This window comes from uncultured Mucilaginibacter sp. (assembly GCF_903893715.1).
Taxonomy (GTDB): domain Bacteria; phylum Bacteroidota; class Bacteroidia; order Sphingobacteriales; family Sphingobacteriaceae; genus Mucilaginibacter.
Map to the genome: position 1 here is coordinate 47,092 of NZ_CAITNG010000121.1, position 23,795 is coordinate 70,886.

Sequence of the window (23,795 nt, forward strand, 5' to 3'; positions counted from 1 at the left end):
TAGTCGAATATATTAAAATGCCCCGAGTTCATCCATGGCCCACTTCATTTTATACGAACCAAGCCAAGGGTCCACTTCGTGCGTCAGGTTGGGGTAAATGAACAGTTTTTTCCATGCAGTAATGTTGTTGTACATAATCATCTCGTTAGTTGGCGGCACCAGCGGATCGAGCAAACCAATACCTACAATTACCTTACACTGAATGTTGGGTACAAAATTTTTCAGGTTAAAATATTCAAAGTTATCGAGCAGTTTCTGCAGGGTTACCGATTTTTGGTCGGCATAATCCGTAAAAACTGTGGTTGGCCATTTATTGGCATAGTACGGCATTTTCAAATCGATATAGCCAGGGTTTTCGGCCTCGCACAAGGTTACGCGATGGTCAACACTGGCCAGGCAAAGGGTTAAGTACCCGCCCTGGCTACCGCCGGTAACAAAGATGGATTGCGTGTCAAAAATCTCTTTATGCGCAAACACAAAATCGAGCAGGCGCACACCATCCATAATGGAGCCGCGGTAAATAAACTTGTCTTTATCTTCCAACCCGTACGATATATATTCTTCGCGTTCGGGGTGTATCACATCGCGGCTGTTGCCTTGCCCGCGTACGTTTAACGCTATAAAAGCCATATTGGGCGCTCCATGCAATGGTACCATCGCGTTACCATAACCCGGTAAGTTTATAAACACCGGGAACCTGTCTTTAGGCTTTCTATCTTTAGGCAAAGTAAGCCAGGCCCTGATGGTTAAATTACCCAAAGACTGCATCTCGATGAGATAAACCTGTTCATCGGGAGTAATCTCCATTTCCGGCTTCTCCGTCATTTTAAAGTTTGGCGGTACAGCGGCCAATTCCTTTTTGGTCCTGTCCCAAAACTGGTCAAAATCGGCAGGTTTAGGGTAGTTTGAACGGATGTGCTCTATATCTACACCAAAAACACGGCGTAATGTATCATCATAATCACCCACATCAACCGCAAAGTTTATTTTATAAAAGCCTGTTTTTTGGGTGGGTATATCTACATGCACACGTTTGGTACCGCGCGAATCGATACTGATTTTGGATGAGTCTTCTTTAATAAATTTATCGTCGGAGGTATACACAAAATAGCTAAACATACCGTCCACCTTTTTAAAGAAGTTGTTTTTCAGGTCAACGTCATAGCTGATGGTAGTATTGGCTTTAAAAACGGCTTCTTTAGTGGCCGGATGGTCAATAATTACAACCGACTCGCTGCCAGATTCCGCTTCTTTAACCTTATCCAGTTCATTCTGTTTGTTAAAGGCAAGATACCTGTTCCATATATTCAGCTTTTTATATACCCAAGGACCGATGTAAGCACCCATTTCGGGGCCTATGTCATGCGCCAGGGTTGGGAAAACAAATAGCTTTTTATCGGTAGCCGGGATGCTGTTGAACATGGTGGTTGAAAGCGTAGGTGGTGCCATGGGGTCGAGCATGCCTATACCAACTACGGTTGGCGCGTTTATTTGTGGGGCAAAATTCTGCAGGTCGAAGTAATCAAGGGTGTTCAAAATCTCGTCGAGGTTTTCGCCGTTGTTTTTGGCGTATAACTCAATCTCACCCATCGGAAAGGCATTACTTGCCTGAACGGACAATGTTCTGAAATCAGCAAAAACAGGGTTGTTTGCTGTGGATATTGTAACCCTCTTGTCCAATGCCGACAAAGCCAAAGCGAGGTACCCGCCCATACTGGCACCCGATGCATAAATCGCGGTCGAGTCGAGTTCGGGGCGGCTGCACACAAAATCGACCAGACGCTCGCAGTCCATCAACACGCCTTTTAAAATGTACTTGTTTTTGTTCTCGATATCAGTAGTGATGTATGCTTCACGTTCGGGTTTTATCACATCGTCGCTCATCATCTGGCCGCGTACACTGATGTTAAGCAATGCAATGCCCGATGAAGCCACAAGTGGCACCGCACTGGCTGCGTACCCGGGCAGGTATATACTTACTGGCAAACGCTGGCCGGGTTTAAGGTCTTTTTGCAAGGCCATATACCCCCTTATGGTGATATTATTGAGCGATTGCATTTCTATTTGGTACACCTTGTCGTTATGCTCCATATCGGGCATTTCGGTTACTTTGAAATTAGGTGGCACCTTGGCGAGCTCCCTTTTTGCACCTGCCCAAAACTCATCAAAATCGGCAGGTTTATGGCCGGCGGCCATTATCTTATTGGTATCAACAGCAAACGCGCGCCTTAAGGTATCGTCGTATTTGGAGGTGTTGATCATGAAATTCAAATTGTAATAACCAGGGCCTTGTGCAGGTATTTCGAAGGCAACGTTTTTAGTGCCTTTTGCTTCGATGCTTACCGGTTGCGAACCATTAGCAACAAGTTTACCTTCGGGTGTAAACACCGCGTACGATATTTTGCCTGTTTGTGTGGTCTTAAAACTGCTCTTCAGGTCTACCGTATAGGTAACCGGCGCATCGCTTTTATACACCGCGCTTTTATTGATGGGATGTTCAACCAGGTCGATCACTTCGGCATTAGGGTCAACCACAGGTTTGGCCGCGTTGGCAGCCGCAGCAGCGGCTTCAGGTTTATGAAAAGCTATCCACTTGTCGTAAATCTTTAGTTTCTGATAAACCCAGGCCCCTACATACGTACCCTGTTCATCGCCAACCTCGTGGGCCAGGTTAGGAAATATGAACAATTTTTTATTCTTCCCGGGGATATTGTTCCATGCGGCCATGGAGGCTATCGGCGCGATAAAGTTATCCAGCAAACCGATACCCATTATCACGGGGCATTTAATGTGGGTTGCAAAACCTTTTAAGCAATAATAATCCCATGTTTTTAAACATTTCTCAAAATCAAGACCGGTACGGAGTGAGTAATCCTTCATGGTATTTATTGGGAATACTTCGGTGCTCATGGCCCGTATATCGGGATAACCGGGGTTATCTGCCGAGCATATCGTAACACGGTCATCCAATCCGGCCGTAGCCATTGACAGGTATCCGCCCAAACTACCGCCTGTAACAAATATAGCTTTCGAGTCGAGGTAATCTGTACTGCAAATAAAGTCTATCGCCCTCACGCAATCCATCATCACTCCTTTAAAAACGTAGGTGTTTTTATCCTCCACACCAATATTGATGAAAGCATCGTGCGTTGCCGGGTGTATCACATCGCGACTATTACCATAACCACGTATGTTGAGTGCCAGAAAGGCCATGCCCGACACGCCATAATGTGGGTACATTTCGCTGTTAAAACCGGGATAAGCTATGGATACGGGCAATTTTTCGCCTGGTTTACGGTCGTGCGGCAAAGTAAGCCAGGCCCTTATGGTCATGTTACCGAGCGATTGCATTTCCACCAGAAAAATATCATCGTTGCCTTTTGACAATTTGGGTTGTGGCGTAACCTTAAAGTTGGGTGCTACGGCAGCCAGTTCTTTTCTGGCATTATCCCAAAAATCCCAAAAATCGTCGGGCATTTTATATGGGGATACCATATTGGTAGTATCCACACCAAAAACACGGCGAACGGTATCGTCATCATCCGTTACGTTCAACATAAAGTTGACTTTGTAAAAACCCGATGGTTGTGATGGGATGTTGAACTGTACCTGTTTAGTGCCTTTGGCATCGATAGTTACCGGCTGGGAGTATTTGGTGATTAATTTATTCTTAAAGTCGGTAACGGCGTAGGATATTTTGCCGCTTTGCTGGCTGTTGTAGGTGCTACGCAGGTCGATTTTATATTTTACGGTATCGTCTTTTTTAAATATCGAGTTCCTGTCGGCCGCATGTTCGTTAATGATGATTTCTTCGGCAGCAGCAGCCGGTTTCTGCTTGCTTTGGGCCAAAAGGGTTTCCGTTTGCCCTATCGCCAAAAAGAAGAAAAATACCGATAATAACTGTTGTTTCAATTTCATTGTTTCTTATTTAACCTCAATTACGTCGCTGCCGATACTTGCCGGTGCCACATCTGCATCGAGCGGTTTTGCATGTGTTTTTTTATGCGTTAAAAATTCTTTTACGCGCCTGTTCAAAGGCTCTTCAACAAATTTGTAGATGAAGATAGAGATGCCGAACAGCGCGGCCAAAATGTAAAATACGTTGATGGCATCGTTCTCGAAAGGTGAGTGCCAGTCGAGACCCCATTTATCGTACAATTCGAATACCCTGTCGTTTAACCAGTTGATGCCATTATGGATAAAATTACTGATGGGCCCAAGATGTATCAGATAGAACAAGAACGAACTGTTGCTCAACAACGTAACAAACTTGCCCGATAGTATCCTTTGCATAATGGTTTCTTCGCGTATCAAACCCAAAAAGAATATGCCGATGGCCGGGGTGAGCATAACGGTATCGAGTATCATACCAGTGTAGGTTTTGATGCCGAATACCTGGCCCGGCCCAAGCGGGATGAGCGTAAAGAAGTAGATGCACACAAACATCAGCACAAAACCGATATAGGTGATCTTGATCTTACCAAACTGGTTCACCTTCATTTTGTGGTAGTATAAGGCCAATACCATCCCGACAAAAATTTCGATACAGCGGCCAAAAAAGGTGTAATACAACATAAACACGATGTTGCCCATAAAGCCGTACCAATTAAACCTGCCAAAAATATATACCAACAGGTAGCCCATAGGCACAAAAACCAGCGGCTGCCATATCAAAAATTTACGGTCTTTTTTAACCAGATAAAACACAATCGGGGTAATAACGTAGAACACCACGTCGACAGTGATAGACCAGCCCTGACCGATGCCTGTAAACTTCAGATCCTCGAAAAAGCCACGTAAAAATGTTAAATTTAAAAATATGGTGAACCATGGATGGTTTGCCTCGCCTACCAAACTGGCGGCCGATTGCTAGTTAAAATACCAATAGACAAATGCGAGCGTAGTGAAAATAAAGTACATGGGGTACAACCTCGCCGCACGACTTATCCAGTATTTTTTGGCCCATTTCATACTCAGTTCAAAGCCATCAAAATAGCGTATAGTTATCAAAAAGCCGGTGAGCACAAAAAACATGGGCAAACCTATGCTCAACTCGTTACAGTAGCGTTGTACCCAAGCGGGTGCCCATGCAAACAGCACATAGCCAAAGTGCGTTAAAAACACCAAAATGGCCGCGAGGGCGCGTACACCTGTTAAAGCCGGGAAAAATTTCTGTTTTGTACCTTCAGCCATCTTGTCCTTTTTTTATTAATATAGGCCTCCGTTAATATCGATGCAGGCTCCGTTAATATATGTGGTATCCATTAATAGTTGTATCGTTTTAAAAATATCGTCGGGGTTACCCAGTTTTTTGTTGGGGATGCGGCTCTTAAGTTCCTCCAGATACTTTTCAGGCACTTCCCTTATCAGGCCGATATCAAAATAGCCCAGGTTCAATGTATTGCACGTGATGTTTTTACCGGCGTTCTCTTGTACCACAGTCTTCATCAAACCCCACAGGCCCGATTTGCTGGCCGCATAGGCCGATGCCCCTGCCACACCCGTTTGTGCAACAATGGACGATATAAAAACAATGCGGCCGTATTCCTGAGCGCGCATATAAGGCAGCAATATCTTGCAGATGTAAAAGGTCGACGTGAGGTTAACGTGTATCAGCTTCTCCCACTCCAACAAGGGGAATTTGTGCATATAGGCGTTAAAACTAACGCCTGCACAGTTGATGAATTTAATATCGGCCAGTTTATCACCCAGGCCCAACATTGCTTTTTCGGTTTCCTCAAAGCTGTTCAGGTCAACCTGGCACCAGGTGATGTTTTTGTGTTCAAAATCGGGAGGGGGTACTGTTATAAAAAGCGATAACAGGCTCATCGGTTGTATGAACCAGTTTTTGCAGTAAATGCCTGCCAATCCCTTTTGATGCTCCTGTTAATAAATACATTTTACTTTGCTACTATGTATATGCGTGTATAATGGGTTGTTTAATCGAAATAATGGATGCCCCGTAAGTAAAGCCCGCGCCAACGCCGGCCACTATAATCTTCATGCCCTGTCTGATGCGGCCATCGGCTATAGCCTCTGATAAAGCTATCGGTATTGAACCCGAATTTGTATTGCCGATGTGCTCGATGTTGATGATAAACTTACTGATAGGTAAATTTAACTCGGCAGCCAAGCCTTCCAACATACGTTTATTGGCTTGGTGCGGTACAATATAATCAATATCGTCGAAAGTTAAATGGTTTTTGCCCATCACTTCCAATATCACTTCTTTAAACAAGGCTATCCCGCCGCTAAATATACCACGCGAAGTAAACTTCATAAAGTGGTTGGTATTGACCAAGGTTTCGGGCGTAATGGGGTTCTTGCTGCCACCATCGCAAGCGCTAACGCTCATCAGGTCGGTGCTGTCTAATTTGCAAATGGTATCGATAATTTCGTTGTGTTCATCGTCCGTATGCTCCAATAAAACCACGCCCGCGCCGTCGCCGAAAATCAACGATGTCTTTTTATCCATCGGGTCGATAATGCTGGTCATTTTATCGGCAGCGCACAACAACACGTTTTTGTACTGGCGCGAGTTTAACAAGGCCGAACCTATTTCAAATCCGTACAAGAAACCGCTGCAAGCCGCCATGGCATCAAAACCCCAGGCGTTTTTGGTACCCAGTTTATGGTGAACCACTGCCGCTGTGGACGGGCAAGGGAAATCGGCCGTCATGGTGGCTACGATGATGCATTCTACATCCAACACGTCCATACCGCAAGCCGAAAGGCATATTTTGGCCGCGTTAACAATCATGTCTGAAGTTGCGCCTTCATTAAATATACGGCGCTCCAATATACCCGTCTTCTCAGCAATTACATCACTGTCCATATTTAAACGGGCACCCAGCTCCACGTTGGTTATACGTGTTTCGGGTATAAAATGACCGATACTTTTTATGGCTACTCCCATGTTCTTAAATTTTAGTTCTGCAGTTCGGCGCTTTGCTTTTTATAAGGCAGTAAAAAACCCGACTTGCGTATATAATGGTTTAAAGGCTCTTCAATATTTTTATACAGCAAAATGGCTACGCCGTTTATGGCGATGAATATATACACCAAATTCAAAGTGTCATTTTCGAATGGTGTATGCTGCCAGCTGATATTCCACTTGTCGTAAAGCGCAAAAATGGCATCGTTTAACCAGTTTACCGAAAAATGAAACATGCTGTAAATAAAGCCTAAATGTATCAAATAAAATATATACGAGCTTTTCCCCAATAGTTCAACAAAGGGGTTGGCCAGTATCCGTTTCAAAAAACTCGCTTCGGTAAGCAGTCCGTAAAAGAACAGCGTTATCGATGCTGCCAGCAAATAGTTGTTGGTAATGATACCAAAAGGGTGTTGCTGACCAAACCCGTTACCCGGCAAGATCGGCAATACCGACATGATGCCCACGCAAAAGAATATCAAAAAAAAGCCGAAGTACGTAAAGCTTACCCGTTCTTTCGTTCGAAACCTTTGCGCTTAACATAAAGAGCCAATAATATTCCCGAAAAAAACTCAAAACACCTGCCGAAAAACGTATTCAGCATCATAAAGGTAAAGTTGCCGAAGAAACCATACCAGTTTATATTCCTGAATATCAATACCAAAACAAAGCCAAAACCTGTAATGATGAAGGGTTGCAAATAAAACCTACCCCATTTTTTTGCCGCGAAAAACATGAGCGGCGCCGAAAAATAAAAACACTCTTCCACCGTGAGCGACCAGCCCTGGCCAATGCCCGTAAACTTAAACTGGTCGAAAAAACCACGGACAAATGTAATATTCATTAAAAACACGGCGATTGGGTGGTTAAAGCCATTTAAAACACTCGGCTCTTTTGTTACCGAGTAAGCAATGAACGCGCAAATGGTGAGCAAAAAGTACATGGGATAGATGCGCGCCACCCTGTTTTTTAAGTATTGCTTAAACCAATCGCTGGTTAGCGAAAAATTATCGTAATAGCGGAAAGCAATCAAAAAACCCGAAAGCACGAAGAAAATGGTAACGCCAATGTGGAACTCACGGAAAAAAGCTTGCACATAGTGGGGAAGATTTTCATCAAAAATATCATGAAAATGCGATATGAACACCAGGTAAGCAGCCATGGCCCGTACGCCTGTTAATGCAGGAATGTAATTTTGCAGCGCTTTTTGTGACAAAGTTCCGGTTGTGCTAAGTAATTAATCAATAGGTATTTTGCAAAATCGATACCGCAAAATCGGTACGCTGCTATAAAGATAGTGCAGACCCTTGAATAATCCCTCTTTTGCGAATAGTTTCGTCGATAAAATGTTGTATTTCCGATTTTTTGAGGCCCCAGTCGGGTGCGATGAGCAGGTCGCGGTCCGACAGGCCAAATAAGCGCTGTATCACGATGTCTTCCCGCACCAGCGGCAACAGCTCGCATAAAAAGTCGGTGTACTCCGGCAGGCTAAACAGTTTAAATGGTTCGCGTTTGTATTTTACGCCCATAATGGACCCTTCCACAATATGCAGATGATGGAATTTAACGAATTTAATTTGCGGGAAAAGGTTGATTTCGTCGGCATATTTCAGCATCATTTCGTTCGTTTCGCCCGGCAGGCCGAAGATGGTATGCACGCAGACATCCAGTTTGGAGTTTTTGAGCAGTTCGAGCGCGTTGAGCAATTCGCTGTGCGAGCAGCCCCGGTTCAATTGCGAGAGGGTTTCATCATAGATGGACTCCATGCCCATTTCCAGGTCCACATCAAAGCGGTCGGTATAACTTTCCAGCAAGGCAATCTTTTCGGCATCGATGCAATCGGGGCGGGTACCTACGGACAGGCCGACGATATTTTCGGGCTCGTAACTCAACGCCTCATCATACAGCATTTTTAAATAATGCGCAGGTGCGTAGGTATTGGTATTGGGTTGGAAGTAGATGATAAACTTATCGGCCTTATTACCTGTGCGGGCACGTTCCATGCCTTTTATCACCTGCTCGCGGATAGATGGGTTTTCGCGCGAGACAGTGGGCGTAAAGGAATCGACATTGCAGTAGGTGCAACCGCCAAAGCCTCTGGAGCCATCGCGGTTGGGGCAGGTAAAGCCGCCATCAACAATTACCTTAAAAACTCGCTGGCCATTATACTTTTTACGCAGCCAGGCGCCGTAATTATTGTAAGTTTTAAAGCCTTCGGCTACCGGTGTCAATTCTGCTTGCATTGGCGCAAAGATACGGATTAAGAATCAAGAGCCAAGAATCAAGAACCAAGACATGCACCGTCATCGAGACGTAGCTTTCAGTCTTAATTCTTGCATCTTGATTCTTGAATCTATCTCAGTTATTTTGGTTAATTTTGTATTACTAACCGATTATAGTATGGACGCCGTTTCCGTTTATAAACCACAGAATAAAATTCGCTTTGTAACTGCTACCTCGTTGTTCGACGGGCACGACGCTACCATCAATATCATGCGCCGTATTTTGCAATCGAGCGGGGCCGAAGTGATACATTTAGGCCATAACCGTTCGGTTGACGAGGTGGTAAATTGCGCCATACAGGAAGATGTGCAGGGCATTGCTTTAACATCATACCAAGGCGGGCACATCGAGTATTTTAAATACATTTACGACCTGCTGAAAGAACGCGGCGCGGGCCATATAAAAATATTTGGCGGCGGCGGCGGGGTGATATTGCCACACGAGATAAAAGAATTACAGGACTACGGTATCGCACGCATTTACTCGCCCGATGACGGCCGGCACATGGGTTTGCAGGGCATGATAAACGATATGATGCGCCAATGCGATACACCCATTACATCGCACCTGAATGGCGAGATGAAATATCTTCCCAAAAAAAGATAATAAAGCAATCGCGACAGCCATCAGCGTGGTGGAGAACTATCCATCGAACGCCGGGTTTTTAACCGAACTCAAAAAAATAACCAATAAAGAGATACCCGTTTTAGGGATAACCGGCACGGGCGGCGCGGGTAAATCGTCCTTAGTGGATGAACTGGTGCGCCGTTATTTGATGGAAACGGATAAAACGCTGGCCATTATCTCTGTCGACCCATCCAAACGCAAAACGGGCGGCGCGCTATTGGGCGACAGGATACGGATGAACTCTATTAACAGTCCGCGCGTCTATATGCGCTCGCTGGCTACCAGGCAGGCTAATTTGGCTTTGTCGAAATATGTACAGGAAGCTATAGATATTTGTAAAGCGGCCGGTTACGATTTGATCATTGTGGAAACATCGGGTATCGGTCAGTCTGATACGATGATCACGGATTATTGCGACTTGTCCTTATATGTGATGACCCCAGAGTTTGGCGCCGCCACGCAGTTGGAAAAGATAGACATGCTGGACTTCGCTGATATTGTGGTACTCAACAAGTTCGACAAGCGGGGTGCTTTGGATGCGTTACGCGATGTAAAGAAACAATACAAACGCAACCACCAGCTTTTTGACGCGAAGGATAGCGACCTGCCGGTTTTTGGCACCATGGCATCGCAGTTTAACGATCCGGGGATGAACAGTCTGTTTGTAGCGCTTATCAAAACCATCAAAGCAAAAACTGGCGTCGACTTCCGCACCAAAAACGAAATGGTAGGCGAGGATGCTGAAAAATCTTACATTATCCCCCCAGACCGTACCCGCTACCTTGCCGAAATTGCAGAAAGCAGCGCGGCGTATAATGAATGGGTGGATGCGCAATGTAAGATAGCCCAACAACTATTCCAGGTGAAGGGTGTGATGGAATTGACAGCCCCACCCAAACCCTCCCCGGAAGGGAGGGCTTTAAAAGCAAATCAAAAAGTCTCCCCTACCGGGGGAGATTTAGAGGGGGCTTTGCAGGATATTTACACCCATTTAGAAGAAAGCCTTGACGCCGAATGCCGCAAGTTATTGCGCGAATGGCCACAAACCATCGAGACCTATAAAGCCGATAACTTCATCTATAAGGTACGCGATAAGGAAATCAAACAGCCTTTGTATTATACCTCGTTATCGCAATTGCGGGTGCCAAAAATATCGTTGCCTAAATATGAGGCATGGGGCGATGTTTTGCGCTGGTTATTAACCGAGAATGTACCCGGCGAGTTCCCCTATGCGGCAGGTGTATTCCCGCTGAAGCGAGAGGGAGAAGACCCAACCCGTATGTTTGCCGGCGAAGGCGGGCCGGAGCGTACCAATAAGCGTTTTCATTACGTGTCGCTGGGGCAACCCGCACACAGGCTATCCACCGCTTTCGATTCGGTTACCCTTTACGGGGAAGACCCGCATTTGCGGCCCGATATTTATGGTAAGATAGGCAACTCGGGCGTGAGCATCGCTACGCTGGATGATGCGAAGAAACTGTATTCGGGTTTTGATTTGTGCCATGCGGCTACCTCGGTATCCATGACCATTAATGGCCCCGCGCCTATGCTGTTGGGCTTTTTTATGAACGCGGCTATTGACCAGCAATGCGAGAAATATATCATCGACCACAAATTGGAGCATTTGGTTGAAGCAGCCTTTAAAGCCAACTACGATGATAAAAAACTCAAGCGCCCACATTATGGCGCGACCGACCCTACCCTCCCGGAAGGCAACAGCGGCTTAGGCTTAATGCTTTTGGGCCTTACCGGCGACCAGGTGCTGCCTGCCGATGTATATGCTAAAATAAGAGCGCACGCCATATCCACCGTAAGGGGAACCGTGCAGGCCGATATATTAAAGGAAGACCAGGCGCAAAATACCTGTATCTTCTCTACCGAGTTCGCGCTGCGGATGATGGGCGATATACAGCAGTATTTTATCAGCGAAAAGGTGCGTAACTTTTACTCGGTATCCATATCGGGTTACCATATTGCCGAGGCGGGCGCTAACCCTATAACGCAACTGGCCTTTACCCTGAGCAATGGTTTCACTTACGTGGAATATTACCTGAGTCGTGGGATGAACATTGACGACTTTGCACCAAACCTATCCTTCTTCTTTAGTAACGGCATCGACCCGGAATATTCGGTGATTGGTCGCGTGGCGAGGCGCATCTGGGCTAAGGCCATGAAAAACAAGTACAAGGGCAACGACAGGGCGCAAAAATTGAAATACCATATCCAGACCAGCGGCCGCTCGCTGCACGCGCAAGAGATCGACTTTAACGATATCCGCACCACGCTGCAGGCCTTGTATGCTATTTACGATAACTGCAACTCGCTGCATACCAATGCTTACGATGAGGCCATCACTACCCCTACCGAAGAATCGGTACGCAGGGCCATGGCCATACAACTCATCATCAACCGTGAGTTAGGCTTGGCCAAAAACGAGAACCCGATACAGGGCGCCTTCATCATCGAAGAGCTGACCGACCTGGTAGAGAACGCCGTACTCGCCGAGTTTAAACGCATCAACGACCGTGGCGGCGTGCTTGGCGCGATGGAGACCATGTACCAGCGCGGTAAGATACAGGAAGAATCATTGTACTACGAAACGCTGAAACATACCGGCGAATACCCGATAGTAGGCGTAAACACCTTTTTGAACAAGAACGGCTCGCCAACCATTATCCCATCGGAAGTGATACGCGCCACCGAAGAGGAAAAGCAATACCAGATATCGGCCCTTGAGGCCTTTAAGCACCGTAATGAAAGCCGCGCGCCGCAGCTGCTCAAAAACCTGCAAAAAACAGCCGTTGCCGGCGAGAATATTTTTGAGAGCCTGATGGAAGCCTGTAAATATTGCTCCTTAGGGCAAATATCACATGCGCTGTATGAAGTGGGCGGGCAGTATAGGAGGAATATGTAGCCCCCCGGGCCCCTAAAGGGGGATGAGAAATTAATCATGAAGACAAGCATTACAATATTCGTATTAGCAGGTTTATTTTTTGCAGCGCCTACTCCAACTAAACCGGTAACGGCGAAACGCGTCCCCATAGAGGTTAAAAAGCTGATGGCTTGTTACCCTGATTTTGTGGTCGGTTTTGCCGATAACCATATCCTGCTAAAGGACAAAGCCCGCTTGTTATGGGACGATGGCGTGAAGGATAAACCTTTCCAGCAATTGTTAGACGAGCCGGATATAAAGGATATGTTCGGACAGAAATATGAAAAGGGCGCTATGGCTAGTCCACCTACCAAAAACTCCGACCCGGGACGTATACGCAACGAGGCTTTCTTCTTAAAAATGTATGGGCAAACCGAAGCTGCCGTACGCGGTAACTTAACCGAAATAACGTGGTGCCCTAAATTGGTTGGTCAAAAAATCATGGTAACGAAAATCAACGGCATCGATAAAAAATTCACCGAAATATCGAACGAACTGGACGAGCATCCTGAACTAAAGCAATATCTCGTCAATATTGCCGGCACCTTCGCCTGGCGCAACATTAGCGGCACCAATCGCCATAGCACGCATAGCTTCGGAATGACGATGGATATTAACACCGATTATACCAACTATTGGCAGTGGGACTGCAAATGCAAAAACGAAGATGCCGACGTTACGTACAGAAACCGGATACCACAAATTATTGTGGATATATTTGAAAAACATGGTTTTATATGGGGCGGCAAATGGTACCATTATGATACCATGCATTTTGAATACCGTCCCGAGCTGCTCAATTAAAAACCATCAGCATGAAAAGCCTCTTAACTTTTAGCTTGTTAATATGGTGCGCGGCCATAGCACCAGCAGATACGGTCATCACCCGGTTTAAGGCGCCTGCGGGTTATGAGTTGATAAAGCCCGCTACCGGAAGCTTTGGCGCTTACCTGCAAAACCTGCCGCTTAAACCTGTTGGCGCCCATACCAAAACCTATACCGGCGCTATTGCCGCTACCGATGCCTATACCGCGGCCGTAGTTGATATTAGCGTTGGCAATGAAGACCTGCAACAATGCGCGGATGCCATAATGCGCCTTCGGGGCGAGTACCTTTACCAACAGAAACGGTACGGTGAAATTGCCTTCCATTTTGTGAACGGCTTTTTGTGCGATTATGTGCATTATGCCGACGGCTACCGCTACAAAAACAACAAGTGGGCACTTATTGCTACAAAAGACTACAGCTATCCCGCGTTTATGCGATACATGAAACTGGTTTTTGAGTATGCCTGTACCCTGTCGCTGGATAAAGAATTGAAAAATGTAGCTAATACGACCGACATACAGGCCGGGGATGTATTTATCAGGGGCGGTTCGCCGGGGCATTGTTTTGTGGTGATGGCCGTGGCGCAAAACGCGCAAGGGAACAAGGTGTTCACCATCGCGCAAAGTTATATGCCTGCGCAAAATATCCAGGTGCTGCGCGATACTTCGCCATGGTTTAGCCTGAGCAAAACCGCTCAAATACCTTACGGCGAATTAATAGATGTGGGTTATTTGAAAAGATTCGATTAAATACTGATCCAACTGAACTTGTACTCCAAACCAGGGTTCTTCATACGTTCGGCAATGCGTATCAGGCGATCGGGCAGTTTAACCAAGTAATCGCGGGCTTTTTCGCCTGCTTCGGTTAAACCGGTCATGTTCTCTATCTGCCACTCCTGTATCAGTTCTTTCAAAATGTCCACGTAATCTATAGCGGTATAAACGCCTAAGCGCTGCGCGGCATCGGTAAAGTGGCCAAAGGTTTGGCCTATTTTCATGCCCACTTCGCGCAAAAAGTGTGCGGGCATTACAATTTTCTGGCGCATCATATCCTCAAAGGCCAACATGGCTTCGCTTGGGTCAACCTCAAATATGCGTTGTATAAAATGTTTGTATGCCTTGGCGTGGCGAGCCTCGTCGGCAGCTATAACCCCACACATTTTTGATAGGAGTGCATCACCATCCTTTTTAGCCAAACTGGCTACCCGGCGGTGGCTCACATTGGTCGCCATTTCCTGGAAAGAGGTATAAATAAAGTTGCGGTACGGGTCGGAGCCGGTACCGATGTCAAAACCATCGGCAATTAAATACTGAGTAGACACTTCCATTGCGCGCATGTCAATGCGGCCTGTCAAGTAAAGGTATTTGTTGAGCAGGTCGCCGTGGCGGTTTTCTTCGGCGGTCCAGTGGCGGGTCCATTTCATCCAGCCACCATCTTCGTTACGCGAAACACCATCAACCATGGTCAACCACGACTCGTAGGTAGGCAAAGCTTCTTCGGTAATGGTATCGCCAACCAAAACGGCGAGCAAGTCGTACGAAAGGCCTTTTGATGTTTCTTGTAGTTCTTTTATATCCGAAAAAAAGGTATCCTTTGTCGAGTCGGGTAAAAAATCGGAAGGTTGCCAAATCTCTTCAACGGGTTTCAAATAGGTAAACATCTTCTCGAGCATATATTTCTCAATGTGTTGCATTACCTCCCTGCGTTGCTCTACCAAAAATTTCATGTTATAATATTGTTTAGCAAAGCTAAGTATTTAAACCAAATTACACAGCGTCAATTATGGTAATCTATCGCGTCCTTCATACAATCGGGCAGGTTATCCAACGAAGGGGCACCGCTAAACAACGAGAAATTACCGTTATATTCCCAAATAATGCCCGGTATTTTTAAGGCTTTGAGCGCGTTACGGGTGGCTTTAATATACCGGCAGCGGCTATCCAGGTCGGCATGTTCGTTAAAAGCCCCGTACTCGGTACAAACAACAGGTACATAGTATTTATCCGACCAGGATTTTGCGTAACCTTTCAACTTATCGTTGATGGATTGTTCGTTGCCATCGCGGGGATATTTATTGTAATCACTTTCGCCGTAGGTGCTTTTTGTTTTGGGATTGATTGTTGGAAAATTTTCCACACTATAAGGAAATGCCACCCCGATGGTTGCCGACGGGTCGCCCATCCAGCCGGCGCCCTGATGGGTAAACAAAAAAGGTTCGTAAAAATGAAAAGAATAAATAATGTTTTCATCGGCCAGGCGCACAAATTTGCTCAGCTCGTAAATGCTGTTATAATTGGTTGCGCCCACCAAAAGGGTTCGTTTTTTATCCACTTTTCGGATGCCTTGAACAATGTTGTAGGCGGCATCTTTCCATATCTGTTGAGATACCGTTGGCTCGTTATAAATTTCAAAAAACAATTTATCGTCGCTTTCCGCGAAGTATTTTCGAGCTACTTTTTGCCACAAATCGATGATTTTAGGCGTTTCGGCGGAATAGTTGTCGTTTTTGAGGTTGCCTGCGTGGTAATCGATAATTAAATTGAGGTCGTGCTTTTTACATTCGTTCCAAACTTCGGTAACCCGATTTAAAACTTCTTCCAACGGTATGTTCTTATTTTCGAACCAGGTGAAAGCTACGGGCAACCTGATGGTTTTAAAGCCAAGTTTTTTTAACAATACAAAATCGTTGTCGGTTATTGTGCTATCGCTTAGCATATCTTTCTTCCAGGTTTGTTCCAACCACGATATGTTCATCCCGTTATCGAGTTTTTGTGCTTTTTTAAAGAGCGCTGCTCTCGAATCGGGCGGCAATGGTCTGGTTTTTGCCTGTAAAGGTTGCGATATGTGCACTATTTGAAAAATTGTTAATACAATTAACGATTTTATAACGCCGCAAAATTTTAAATGGCTCATAGTTATTTGTAATTTAAGCACCGAAATAGTTTCGCATTTTGCAATAAAATTAATCTAAACCAATACCGATGTTTGTCCAACTAAATAAAGAAGAACTTATTGCGGAAAATTCGAAAAAGGCATGGTACCTAACAAATAACATTGTTTGGACCATTATTTTTGTTTTCCCTGTTTTTAGTGTTCTCGATTTTGTTTACCTCAACAAATACTGGGTTCAGTTTTTTATTGCAAGGATAATTATAATCATGTTGATTTACATGTTATATAATCTATTCCAACGCAACAATTATAATTATCGTATCCTGCTGCACTTCGCTTTCCTGTCTGTTTCTATAATAGGTGCAATGTTGAGCACCCTGGTTGATGTGCAACAGGAGAACATCTTTTTTTTAAGCTACGGCGCTATCGTGCTGTTTTTTAACGTTCAGGTATTTTGGGAGCCTATCAACTCGGTTATACAAGCCTTGATATCGTTGGTATTGCTGGGCATATTCTTTAGGGCTTTTAACGACAACAGCATTGAGTTTTTTGTTACCAACGGCGGGCAGTTTTTCATTATCATCACAGTTATATCGTGCCTCATACCCAATGCCCGCTATAAAGTGCTTGAGCGCGAAGTAAGAACACAACTGTTACTCGAAAAATCGAACAACCAGTTGAAAGACCAATACCGCGACATTATCCAAAAAAACAACATCATTGATGAGCAATACGAGCGCCTGCGTAAAATGGACGAGCAGAAGAACAGCTTTATCAATATTGCCGGCCACGATTTGAAGAACCTTATCGGCTCCATCATTATGAGCAACAACATGGTGAAGGAAGAAGATTACCGGTTAAGCTCAGACCAGCGCGAATTTGTTGATTACATTGCCCAGTCGGCCGAGAAAATGCAGTACATGCTGAGTAAGTTGATGGACGTAAAAGAAATCGACTCGCCCGAGATAAAATACAACCTTGAGATATTTGATATCAACGCTGAGGTTTATCACGTGTTGAGGGGCTTGGTTGAAACCGCCCAAATGAAAAACATACAACTGGTGGATAATATTTTGAAATTGCCGCTAAATGTGCGTTTAGATAAAGTGTTCGCAGGCCAGGTTTTCCAAAATCTATTATCGAACGCCATCAAGTTTTCGCAAACAAACAATAAGATTAGGGTAGTTACCACTTTGCAGCATCAAAAATTTGTATTGGAGATAATTGACAAAGGCACGCCAATCGGTCAGGAAGAACTCGACCTGATGTTTAACAAATTAAGGACATTGAACGACGCGTCGAACAGCTTTGAAAGCCGTTTGGGTTTAGGTTTATCGATAGCCAAACTGATGGCTCAGGATATGGGCGGCGATCTTACTTATCGCAGCGACGATGATGGCAACTATTTCAGAGTAGAATTTAACGTAATCAGCTAAAAACCCCCACTATAAACTATTAAAATGAAGAGAATTACAACCATATTATTTTCCCTGCTTTTTTTGGCCAAAATATCATCGGCGCAAAGCATCGTGTCTTTTAAATCGTTAGGGCGCGAAGATGAGGTTATCGGGGGTGTTAGCGGTTCTACATCGTATTTTATCAAGTTAGACCCTACTGTCGAAATAAATGGCAGCAAGCTGGTACTGTTTATCGAGCCATCGCAGGTTTTGATTAAAAACCGCTCGTTCATCAACATCATTGTTGCTGATAAGCCCGTTTACAGTACACGTTTAACTACCGACTCGATCATGCGGTTTACATTTAACCTAACCAAAGAGTTTTTGTCGGACGATAAACGTTATTTAAAAATTCAAATCAGGACGTTATTGGCGGTTTCTGACGATAAATGTAAGGACCTGGATAACCCTGCTATGTGGGTAAAAGTAAAGGCAAATTCTTACCTGTCGCTCATCAAATCGAACACCAACTTTTTCAACAACGTTAACATATCCAACTGTTTTGATACTAAAACGGCTATTGTTTACCCAAGCAACCCCTCGCTTACCGACTTAAAAGCTGTAGGATGGGTTTACTCTCGCCTCAAGAAAACGCAGTTAAAACCAATAGGGGTTTATTCGGCCGACAAGGTACCCGATAGTTTGACCAATTATGTAGTGGTTGGCAATTGGGCCAATATACCCGATAATAAAAAGCAGTTTATAAGTGTGATACCCGAAGAAGGTCAGGGTTTGCTGTACCTGCATAAAACAGTTATACAAAAAGTTGACACCCTGGTACGCGACCAGTTTGTAAACAACCATGTTGTTTTTATAAAAACAGCTGTGGTTCGCCCTGTTCCGTCAGAGGTTTTATTTATCACCGGAGCCGGCGAAGAGGGCTATATCAACACCATTACCACTTTGGCCAACAGCAACGTGATCAACTCGAGCTATGGCGATTACCTAATCATCAACAAAGCGGAAAACACAGATACAAAAACAATTGACGAAAGCCGGTCGAAGCTGACATTAAAGGATATGGGTGGTTTAACCACCTTTATGGAAGGTATTGGCGCTCTAAAAACTGTTTACCAGTTTAAAAACAGCGACTTTAGCTTTACACCAAAAGAAATTGAAGTTAAAATTGTAGGTAACTATAGCAACTTAAACGTAACCGACAGGGGCTTTTTCAACATCTATCTGAACGGGATACTGATCAGTACTGAAAAACTCGACCCGACAGGCAAGCTGAATACATCGGCATTGATCAACAGGTACGAGTTACAAAAATTCAATACCCTGGAGTGCGAGTTCAGGTTTTACCCTGGCAGCGGTAATTGCGAAAACAGTTTTATAAACTATTTTGGCGAAATAAACGTAAGCCAATCGTACCTGCAAACTAAAATACCTTTTATAGTAAATAACCTCAGCTTTTATCAATATCCGGAAGCGTTCAATACGGGTAAGACAACTATCGTATTGAGTAGGAAAACAGCTCAATATGCGGCATCGACCATCGGCGAGATTATTTATGAATTGAACAACAATATACACGCCGACAATTTCCCTGATTTTGTTTATTCAGATAAATTGGATAAATCGTTATTGAAGAAAAACAATATCATCGCGCTGTTATCAAAAGACGACGAGCTGATGTCGGAGTTCCCTGATGCACCGATCAAGTTCAACCGATCGTTCAGGCTATACAATAACGAGAACAACAAAGTGGTATACGAGCTGAACGATACTGTGTCGAACGGGCTTGCGCAAATATTTTACGGGCGTGGCAATAATGGTACGTTGATTATAACCGGCACAGGTACTCATTTGGAAGATGCATTTTTGTCGGCTGCCAAATCTATTACAGATCAGCTCTCCACCCTATCGAGTAACATCTGTATATCCGATGCAAACAATAAATACCTGTTCAACATCAGCAAAGACAGCGACAATCTGGAATATACCGACTCAAAAAGTGGCTTTGCCAAATTTTGGGAAGCATATAACCTGTACATCCTCTTAGTGATATTGGTGCTGATATTGATATCGTTCCTGTATGTACGCTCAAGGGTGCAAAAATCGCAGGAATCGTTTAATGAATAATGTTAAAAGGGATACCAAAGGATGTATGTGGCCATTGAAACCCGCATACATCCTTTAATTTAACCATCAGACCTAAAACCGGAAATATGTCGTTTAACAATATTTTGGATACCGCTCCGGTTTACGAGATCCTGGTAAACGATAAGTTTATCACCAATAACGATCTTGCCGAGATCAATGATTTTTCAAGTCGCACAGAGCTCTCATTTGTAAAAATAGCGCTGACCTTTGGATATATTTCGCGCAAAAACTACGAGCGCTCATTAATAAATGCCGGCTACCAGTTTGCCAACAACGTGCGCGATGAAGCTTTTGACGAGAACGTTTTAAGCAAACTCGACCTAAAATACGTTTGTAATTTTTTTGCCCTACCATTAAGGATTGAAAATAATCAGGTTGTGACCTTGATGGCCGACCCAACGGATATGGAGTTCATCAATTTTGTAAGGGAAACTTATAGGATGGAACCCCGCATCATTTTGGCTTCTGATCTTGACATATGCTGGATGAGCCACAAATTATTGGGCGAGGACTATGTAAAGTCGGCGGTATTTGCATTGAGGCAAAGTGATCCGGCAAACTCAGCATCCACAACCTTTACTACCCAGCAACTGATATTTATATTTGTTGGTTTGGCTATAACCACAATTTTTCTTTTTTACAATTTTATACCGGTATCCATATTTTTAAATGTTGTGGTCAGTTCGTTTTTCCTGATCGCTATTATGTTCAAGTTATTTTTGGCTTTAATGGGGTCGCGGTTCGAAATGCACCAGGCAGTTAGCCGTGAAGAGGTTAGGGATGTTATTGACGACGACTTGCCGATATATACCATACAATTGCCGGTTTACAAAGAAGACAAACTGATAAAAAAACTGATATGGAACCTGCAAAGTCTGGATTACCCACGCGAGCGGCTCGATATTAAGCTACTGATAGAAGAGGACGACAGTAAAACCTTGAATGCGGTTAAAGACCTTAATTTCCCGGCTATATTCGATGTGGTGGTTGTACCTTTCCACATGCCCAAAACCAAACCGAAAGCATGCAACTACGGCTTGTATTTTTCACGCGGCAAATATCTCACCATTTATGATGCCGAGGATATCCCGGATACCGATCAGCTTAAAAAGGTGATTACCTTGTTTGAGAAATTGCCGGATAATTACATCTGCATACAATGCGCCCTAAATTACTTTAACAGGAACGAGAACTTTTTGACGCGTATGTTTACGCTCGAGTACTCATACTGGTTTGACTATATGTTGCCCGGCCTTGATACCTTAGATATCCCAATACCTCTTGGCGGCACCAGCAACCACTTTAAGTTAGATAAATTGCTTGAATTGGGCGGCTGGGATCCATTTAACGTTACCGAAGATGCCGATTTGGGCCTGCGTGCCTACTCTAAAGGCTACAAAGTTTCCATTGTTAACTCCACCACTTACGAAGAGGCCAATAATGAGCCTTTTAACTGGATAAGGCAACGCTCGCGTTGGATAAAGGGTTACATGCAAACTTATTTAGTGCACATGCGCAACCCTATAAAACTGATCAAAAAGGTTGGTATAAAAGGCTTTTTAGGGTTCAACTTTTTTATTGGCGCTACTCCGCTAACGTTTTTGATATATCCGGTGCTGTTGTTCATTTTCTTTACATACGTAGTGTTCGATTTTTCGTTCATCAGTCAACTATTCCCAAACTGGGTGCTGTTCATCGCGATATTTAACCTCATTATAGGTAACGTACTGATGGTGTATATTAATATGATGGCTGTATTTAAACGCCGGTATTACGAGTTGATTTTATTTTCGTTGGCTAATCCGGTTTATTGGATAATGCATTCCATTGCGGCTTACAAGGGCTTGTATCAGCTGATTGTGAACCCCTTCTTTTGGGAAAAAACCAATCATGGCCTCAGCAAAACAAACCAGGTGGGCAGTGCAAACCCTACAACTACTTTATAAGTAAAACAAATGAAAAAAAGCAACCTTATATATTTAGCTTTTCTCAGCATTGTTTTAGCAGTATACTATCTGGTGCTTGGCATCAACCTGCATTATAAGGGCTATTATAACCATGAGTCGCTGTTTTATATAGAGAAGGCGCGTATTGTATTTGAAGGCCTTGGCAACAGATTGAAGGTTATTGGTTTAACATCACCTATTCTGCCATTTTATGGCATGATGCCCTTTATTTTCAATTACGCACTTGCACCTGTTATAGCATCGGCCCTGGGTACCGCCCTTTTGTTCTTTTTGATCGCAGTATGTACGCAAAAAACAACTAAAGACCCTTTCTTCATGTTTGTATTGCTTGCGTTGTTTGTATTTCACCCCGGCATTTTATATACAGCGTGCTCAGGTAAAAGCATTTACATTATCCTGATTTTTTTCTTCCTTTTTTTCTATAATATCTTCCGCTTTTACCATTCAAATACCACCTTCCACATTTCCATTTCGAGTATTTTGTTGGTGGCTTTGTTGTTTTGCGACTATAAGTTCATATGGATGACCTTGTTTTTTGTTCCGTTGATCATATCCATTGCAATACAAAGTTTAAACCTGGCCGAGAAACAGTCCATATTCAGATTATTTTTAAGCTTTAACAACCCTTCGCTAAGGCGTAAACTGGTGAACAAAACATTCGCCATATACATCATTATCTTCATTTTGCCCATCATTGCGGTAATGTGTTATCGCATTTTGAACCAAACACACGCAAACGATTTTAACTATTTCCTGGATAACCCATATTCGACCTGGAATGTATTGATTACCAAACTCGAAAGCTCGATAACACCGGCTATTGATAACTACAGGCTACCCGAAGTTAGTTTTTTAACCACCATCAGGATAATTATATATTGCCCGCTTATTGTACTTGCTGCCTTTTTATTGAGGCAAAACATACAATATTTTTTGACCTTACTAATCCCGTTGGCTTTGGTTGAGTTTTTAAAAATCGAGTTCCCGGATGTATTTTTGACACAACAATACTATCTCATCTTTATATTTATCTCCTTTATTGCGTTGTTATTTAAGAGTACAGTAGTCTCAAAAAACAACATCTATAAATTACTTATCGCGGCATGCATCCTTGTCGAGATTGTTTCGGGCTACGTTTATCTCGATAATTCATTTATTGAAAGTGAGCAAAACTTTATCACAGTAGCCACTCAGGGACAAACCAAACCCGACGATAACTTTACCACCACCCGATATGACGAGTATATAGAAGTAGCGCAGTACATCAACAGTATGCCGCGCAACTCCAAAGTATTGGTTGACGATGCTAACGCTTATCCCATTGTTGCTTACGTTAAGAATATCCATAAGCTGACTTTGCCCTATCAGGATATATTTTTGAGCGCCATTGAAAACCCATCGCCTTATGTTAACTATGTATTGGTGGCCACCAGTACCAATACAGTTGGCGGCTATACGCAGTTGAACGAAAAGTATAAGGGCGTAATGGAAGTTAAAAACAACATTATGATGGATAAGACCTACGAAACAGACAATTGGACCATCTACAAGATCAGGGATAAAGAAGCTTCTTTCGCTTCAAATTAACCCGTTTGTACCAATCACCTACTTCCTTTTTATTTATTTAGTGTACAGGTAAAACTATGTACATCAGGTTTACAACAGAATTTGTTAATGAATACGGTGAAACCCACACAGGGTTATTTAGTGCGTTAGCTTTTGTACGCGAATACGCTTTAACTGAAGATGCAGACATTAAAGAATTAAAA

The 23,795-nt window shown here is 43.8% G+C and carries 16 protein-coding genes and 1 pseudogene; 8 read left to right on the forward strand and 9 right to left on the reverse strand.

Annotation, left to right across the window (positions count from 1 at the left end):
• Window positions 1-12 precede the first annotated feature (12 nt).
• The 7 genes and pseudogenes from QZX97_RS14080 to QZX97_RS14110 all read right to left on the reverse strand — a co-directional run bounded on the left by QZX97_RS14080 (window position 13) and on the right by QZX97_RS14110 (window position 9,177).
• On the reverse strand, window positions 13-3,918 hold the full coding sequence (locus QZX97_RS14080; RefSeq protein WP_295652046.1) for an acetylxylan esterase: 3,906 nt from the start codon (window positions 3,916-3,918) through the stop codon (window positions 13-15).
• 6 nt (window positions 3,919-3,924) lie between these two features.
• Window positions 3,925-5,193, reverse strand: a pseudogene (locus tag QZX97_RS14085) (acyltransferase).
• Window positions 5,194-5,208: 15 nt separating this feature from the next.
• Window positions 5,209-5,868 carry an SDR family NAD(P)-dependent oxidoreductase gene (locus QZX97_RS14090; RefSeq protein ID WP_295664731.1) on the reverse strand — a complete coding sequence of 220 codons (660 nt, stop codon included), beginning with the start codon at window positions 5,866-5,868 and terminating at the stop codon, window positions 5,209-5,211.
• 43 nt (window positions 5,869-5,911) lie between these two features.
• The gene (locus QZX97_RS14095; RefSeq protein WP_295652049.1) at window positions 5,912-6,916 is read right to left on the reverse strand and encodes a ketoacyl-ACP synthase III; all 1,005 of its coding nucleotides are present in this window, start codon (window positions 6,914-6,916) and stop codon (window positions 5,912-5,914) included.
• Window positions 6,917-6,927: 11 nt separating this feature from the next.
• On the reverse strand, window positions 6,928-7,392 hold the full coding sequence (locus QZX97_RS14100) for a hypothetical protein (protein WP_295652051.1): 465 nt from the start codon (window positions 7,390-7,392) through the stop codon (window positions 6,928-6,930).
• Between the two features lie 47 nt (window positions 7,393-7,439).
• The gene (locus tag QZX97_RS14105) at window positions 7,440-8,150 is read right to left on the reverse strand and encodes an acyltransferase (protein WP_295652053.1); all 711 of its coding nucleotides are present in this window, start codon (window positions 8,148-8,150) and stop codon (window positions 7,440-7,442) included.
• Window positions 8,151-8,220: 70 nt separating this feature from the next.
• On the reverse strand, window positions 8,221-9,177 hold the full coding sequence (locus QZX97_RS14110; RefSeq protein ID WP_295652054.1) for a TIGR01212 family radical SAM protein: 957 nt from the start codon (window positions 9,175-9,177) through the stop codon (window positions 8,221-8,223).
• Window positions 9,178-9,334: 157 nt separating this feature from the next.
• Between QZX97_RS14110 and QZX97_RS14115 the strand changes: the two genes are divergently transcribed.
• From QZX97_RS14115 to QZX97_RS14130, 4 genes are read left to right on the forward strand one after another with little or no spacing between them, the layout of a single operon-like run.
• On the forward strand, window positions 9,335-9,823 hold the full coding sequence (locus tag QZX97_RS14115) for a cobalamin B12-binding domain-containing protein (RefSeq protein ID WP_295664732.1): 489 nt from the start codon (window positions 9,335-9,337) through the stop codon (window positions 9,821-9,823).
• Between the two features lie 25 nt (window positions 9,824-9,848).
• On the forward strand, window positions 9,849-12,758 hold the full coding sequence (locus tag QZX97_RS14120; RefSeq protein ID WP_295664733.1) for a methylmalonyl-CoA mutase family protein: 2,910 nt from the start codon (window positions 9,849-9,851) through the stop codon (window positions 12,756-12,758).
• Between the two features lie 36 nt (window positions 12,759-12,794).
• Window positions 12,795-13,580, forward strand: coding sequence for a M15 family metallopeptidase (locus QZX97_RS14125; RefSeq protein ID WP_295652058.1), 786 nt, complete (start codon window positions 12,795-12,797; stop codon window positions 13,578-13,580).
• Between the two features lie 11 nt (window positions 13,581-13,591).
• Window positions 13,592-14,353 carry a DUF4846 domain-containing protein gene (locus QZX97_RS14130; RefSeq protein ID WP_295652059.1) on the forward strand — a complete coding sequence of 254 codons (762 nt, stop codon included), beginning with the start codon at window positions 13,592-13,594 and terminating at the stop codon, window positions 14,351-14,353.
• Here QZX97_RS14130 and QZX97_RS14135 read toward each other — a convergent pair.
• On the reverse strand, window positions 14,350-15,330 hold the full coding sequence (locus tag QZX97_RS14135) for an acyl-ACP desaturase (protein ID WP_295652061.1): 981 nt from the start codon (window positions 15,328-15,330) through the stop codon (window positions 14,350-14,352). The two genes, QZX97_RS14130 and QZX97_RS14135, sit on opposite strands and share 4 nt — an antisense overlap.
• A gap of 50 nt (window positions 15,331-15,380) precedes the next feature.
• Window positions 15,381-16,517: a cellulase family glycosylhydrolase gene (locus QZX97_RS14140; RefSeq protein ID WP_295652063.1), complete on the reverse strand. Its 1,137-nt coding sequence runs from the start codon at window positions 16,515-16,517 to the stop codon at window positions 15,381-15,383.
• 257 nt (window positions 16,518-16,774) lie between these two features.
• Here QZX97_RS14140 and QZX97_RS14145 point away from each other — a divergent pair, with 257 nt between their 5' ends.
• The 4 genes from QZX97_RS14145 (at window position 16,775) to QZX97_RS14160 (ending at window position 23,613) form a co-directional block, all read left to right on the forward strand.
• Window positions 16,775-17,932, forward strand: coding sequence for a HAMP domain-containing sensor histidine kinase (locus QZX97_RS14145; RefSeq protein ID WP_295652064.1), 1,158 nt, complete (start codon window positions 16,775-16,777; stop codon window positions 17,930-17,932).
• Between the two features lie 24 nt (window positions 17,933-17,956).
• A complete protein-coding gene (locus tag QZX97_RS14150) occupies window positions 17,957-20,038 on the forward strand; it encodes a cellulose biosynthesis cyclic di-GMP-binding regulatory protein BcsB (RefSeq protein WP_295652066.1) in 2,082 nt (693 codons plus the stop codon).
• Window positions 20,039-20,124: 86 nt separating this feature from the next.
• On the forward strand, window positions 20,125-22,005 hold the full coding sequence (locus QZX97_RS14155; protein WP_295652068.1) for a glycosyltransferase family 2 protein: 1,881 nt from the start codon (window positions 20,125-20,127) through the stop codon (window positions 22,003-22,005).
• A 9-nt stretch (window positions 22,006-22,014) separates the two neighbouring features.
• Entirely contained in the window at window positions 22,015-23,613 is a 1,599-nt protein-coding gene (locus QZX97_RS14160) for a hypothetical protein (protein ID WP_295652070.1), read from the forward strand.
• The last annotated feature ends 182 nt before the right edge of the window (window positions 23,614-23,795 follow it).

What these genes read in the sequence shown, in the direction of transcription:
- QZX97_RS14135 (WP_295652061.1), bottom strand. Translation starts at nt 15,330, where the DNA reads ATGAAATTTTTGGTAGAGCAACGCAGGGAGGTAATGCAACACATTGAG.
- QZX97_RS14140 (WP_295652063.1), bottom strand. Translation starts at nt 16,517, where the DNA reads ATGAGCCATTTAAAATTTTGCGGCGTTATAAAATCGTTAATTGTATTA.
- QZX97_RS14125 (WP_295652058.1), top strand. Translation starts at nt 12,795, where the DNA reads ATGAAGACAAGCATTACAATATTCGTATTAGCAGGTTTATTTTTTGCA.
- QZX97_RS14155 (WP_295652068.1), top strand. Translation starts at nt 20,125, where the DNA reads ATGTCGTTTAACAATATTTTGGATACCGCTCCGGTTTACGAGATCCTG.
- QZX97_RS14080 (WP_295652046.1), bottom strand. Translation starts at nt 3,918, where the DNA reads ATGAAATTGAAACAACAGTTATTATCGGTATTTTTCTTCTTTTTGGCG.
- QZX97_RS14130 (WP_295652059.1), top strand. Translation starts at nt 13,592, where the DNA reads ATGAAAAGCCTCTTAACTTTTAGCTTGTTAATATGGTGCGCGGCCATA.
- QZX97_RS14110 (WP_295652054.1), bottom strand. Translation starts at nt 9,177, where the DNA reads ATGCAAGCAGAATTGACACCGGTAGCCGAAGGCTTTAAAACTTACAAT.
- QZX97_RS14115 (WP_295664732.1), top strand. Translation starts at nt 9,335, where the DNA reads ATGGACGCCGTTTCCGTTTATAAACCACAGAATAAAATTCGCTTTGTA.
- QZX97_RS14145 (WP_295652064.1), top strand. Translation starts at nt 16,775, where the DNA reads ATGTTATATAATCTATTCCAACGCAACAATTATAATTATCGTATCCTG.
- QZX97_RS14095 (WP_295652049.1), bottom strand. Translation starts at nt 6,916, where the DNA reads ATGGGAGTAGCCATAAAAAGTATCGGTCATTTTATACCCGAAACACGT.
- QZX97_RS14160 (WP_295652070.1), top strand. Translation starts at nt 22,015, where the DNA reads ATGAAAAAAAGCAACCTTATATATTTAGCTTTTCTCAGCATTGTTTTA.
- QZX97_RS14100 (WP_295652051.1), bottom strand. Translation starts at nt 7,392, where the DNA reads ATGTCGGTATTGCCGATCTTGCCGGGTAACGGGTTTGGTCAGCAACAC.
- QZX97_RS14150 (WP_295652066.1), top strand. Translation starts at nt 17,957, where the DNA reads ATGAAGAGAATTACAACCATATTATTTTCCCTGCTTTTTTTGGCCAAA.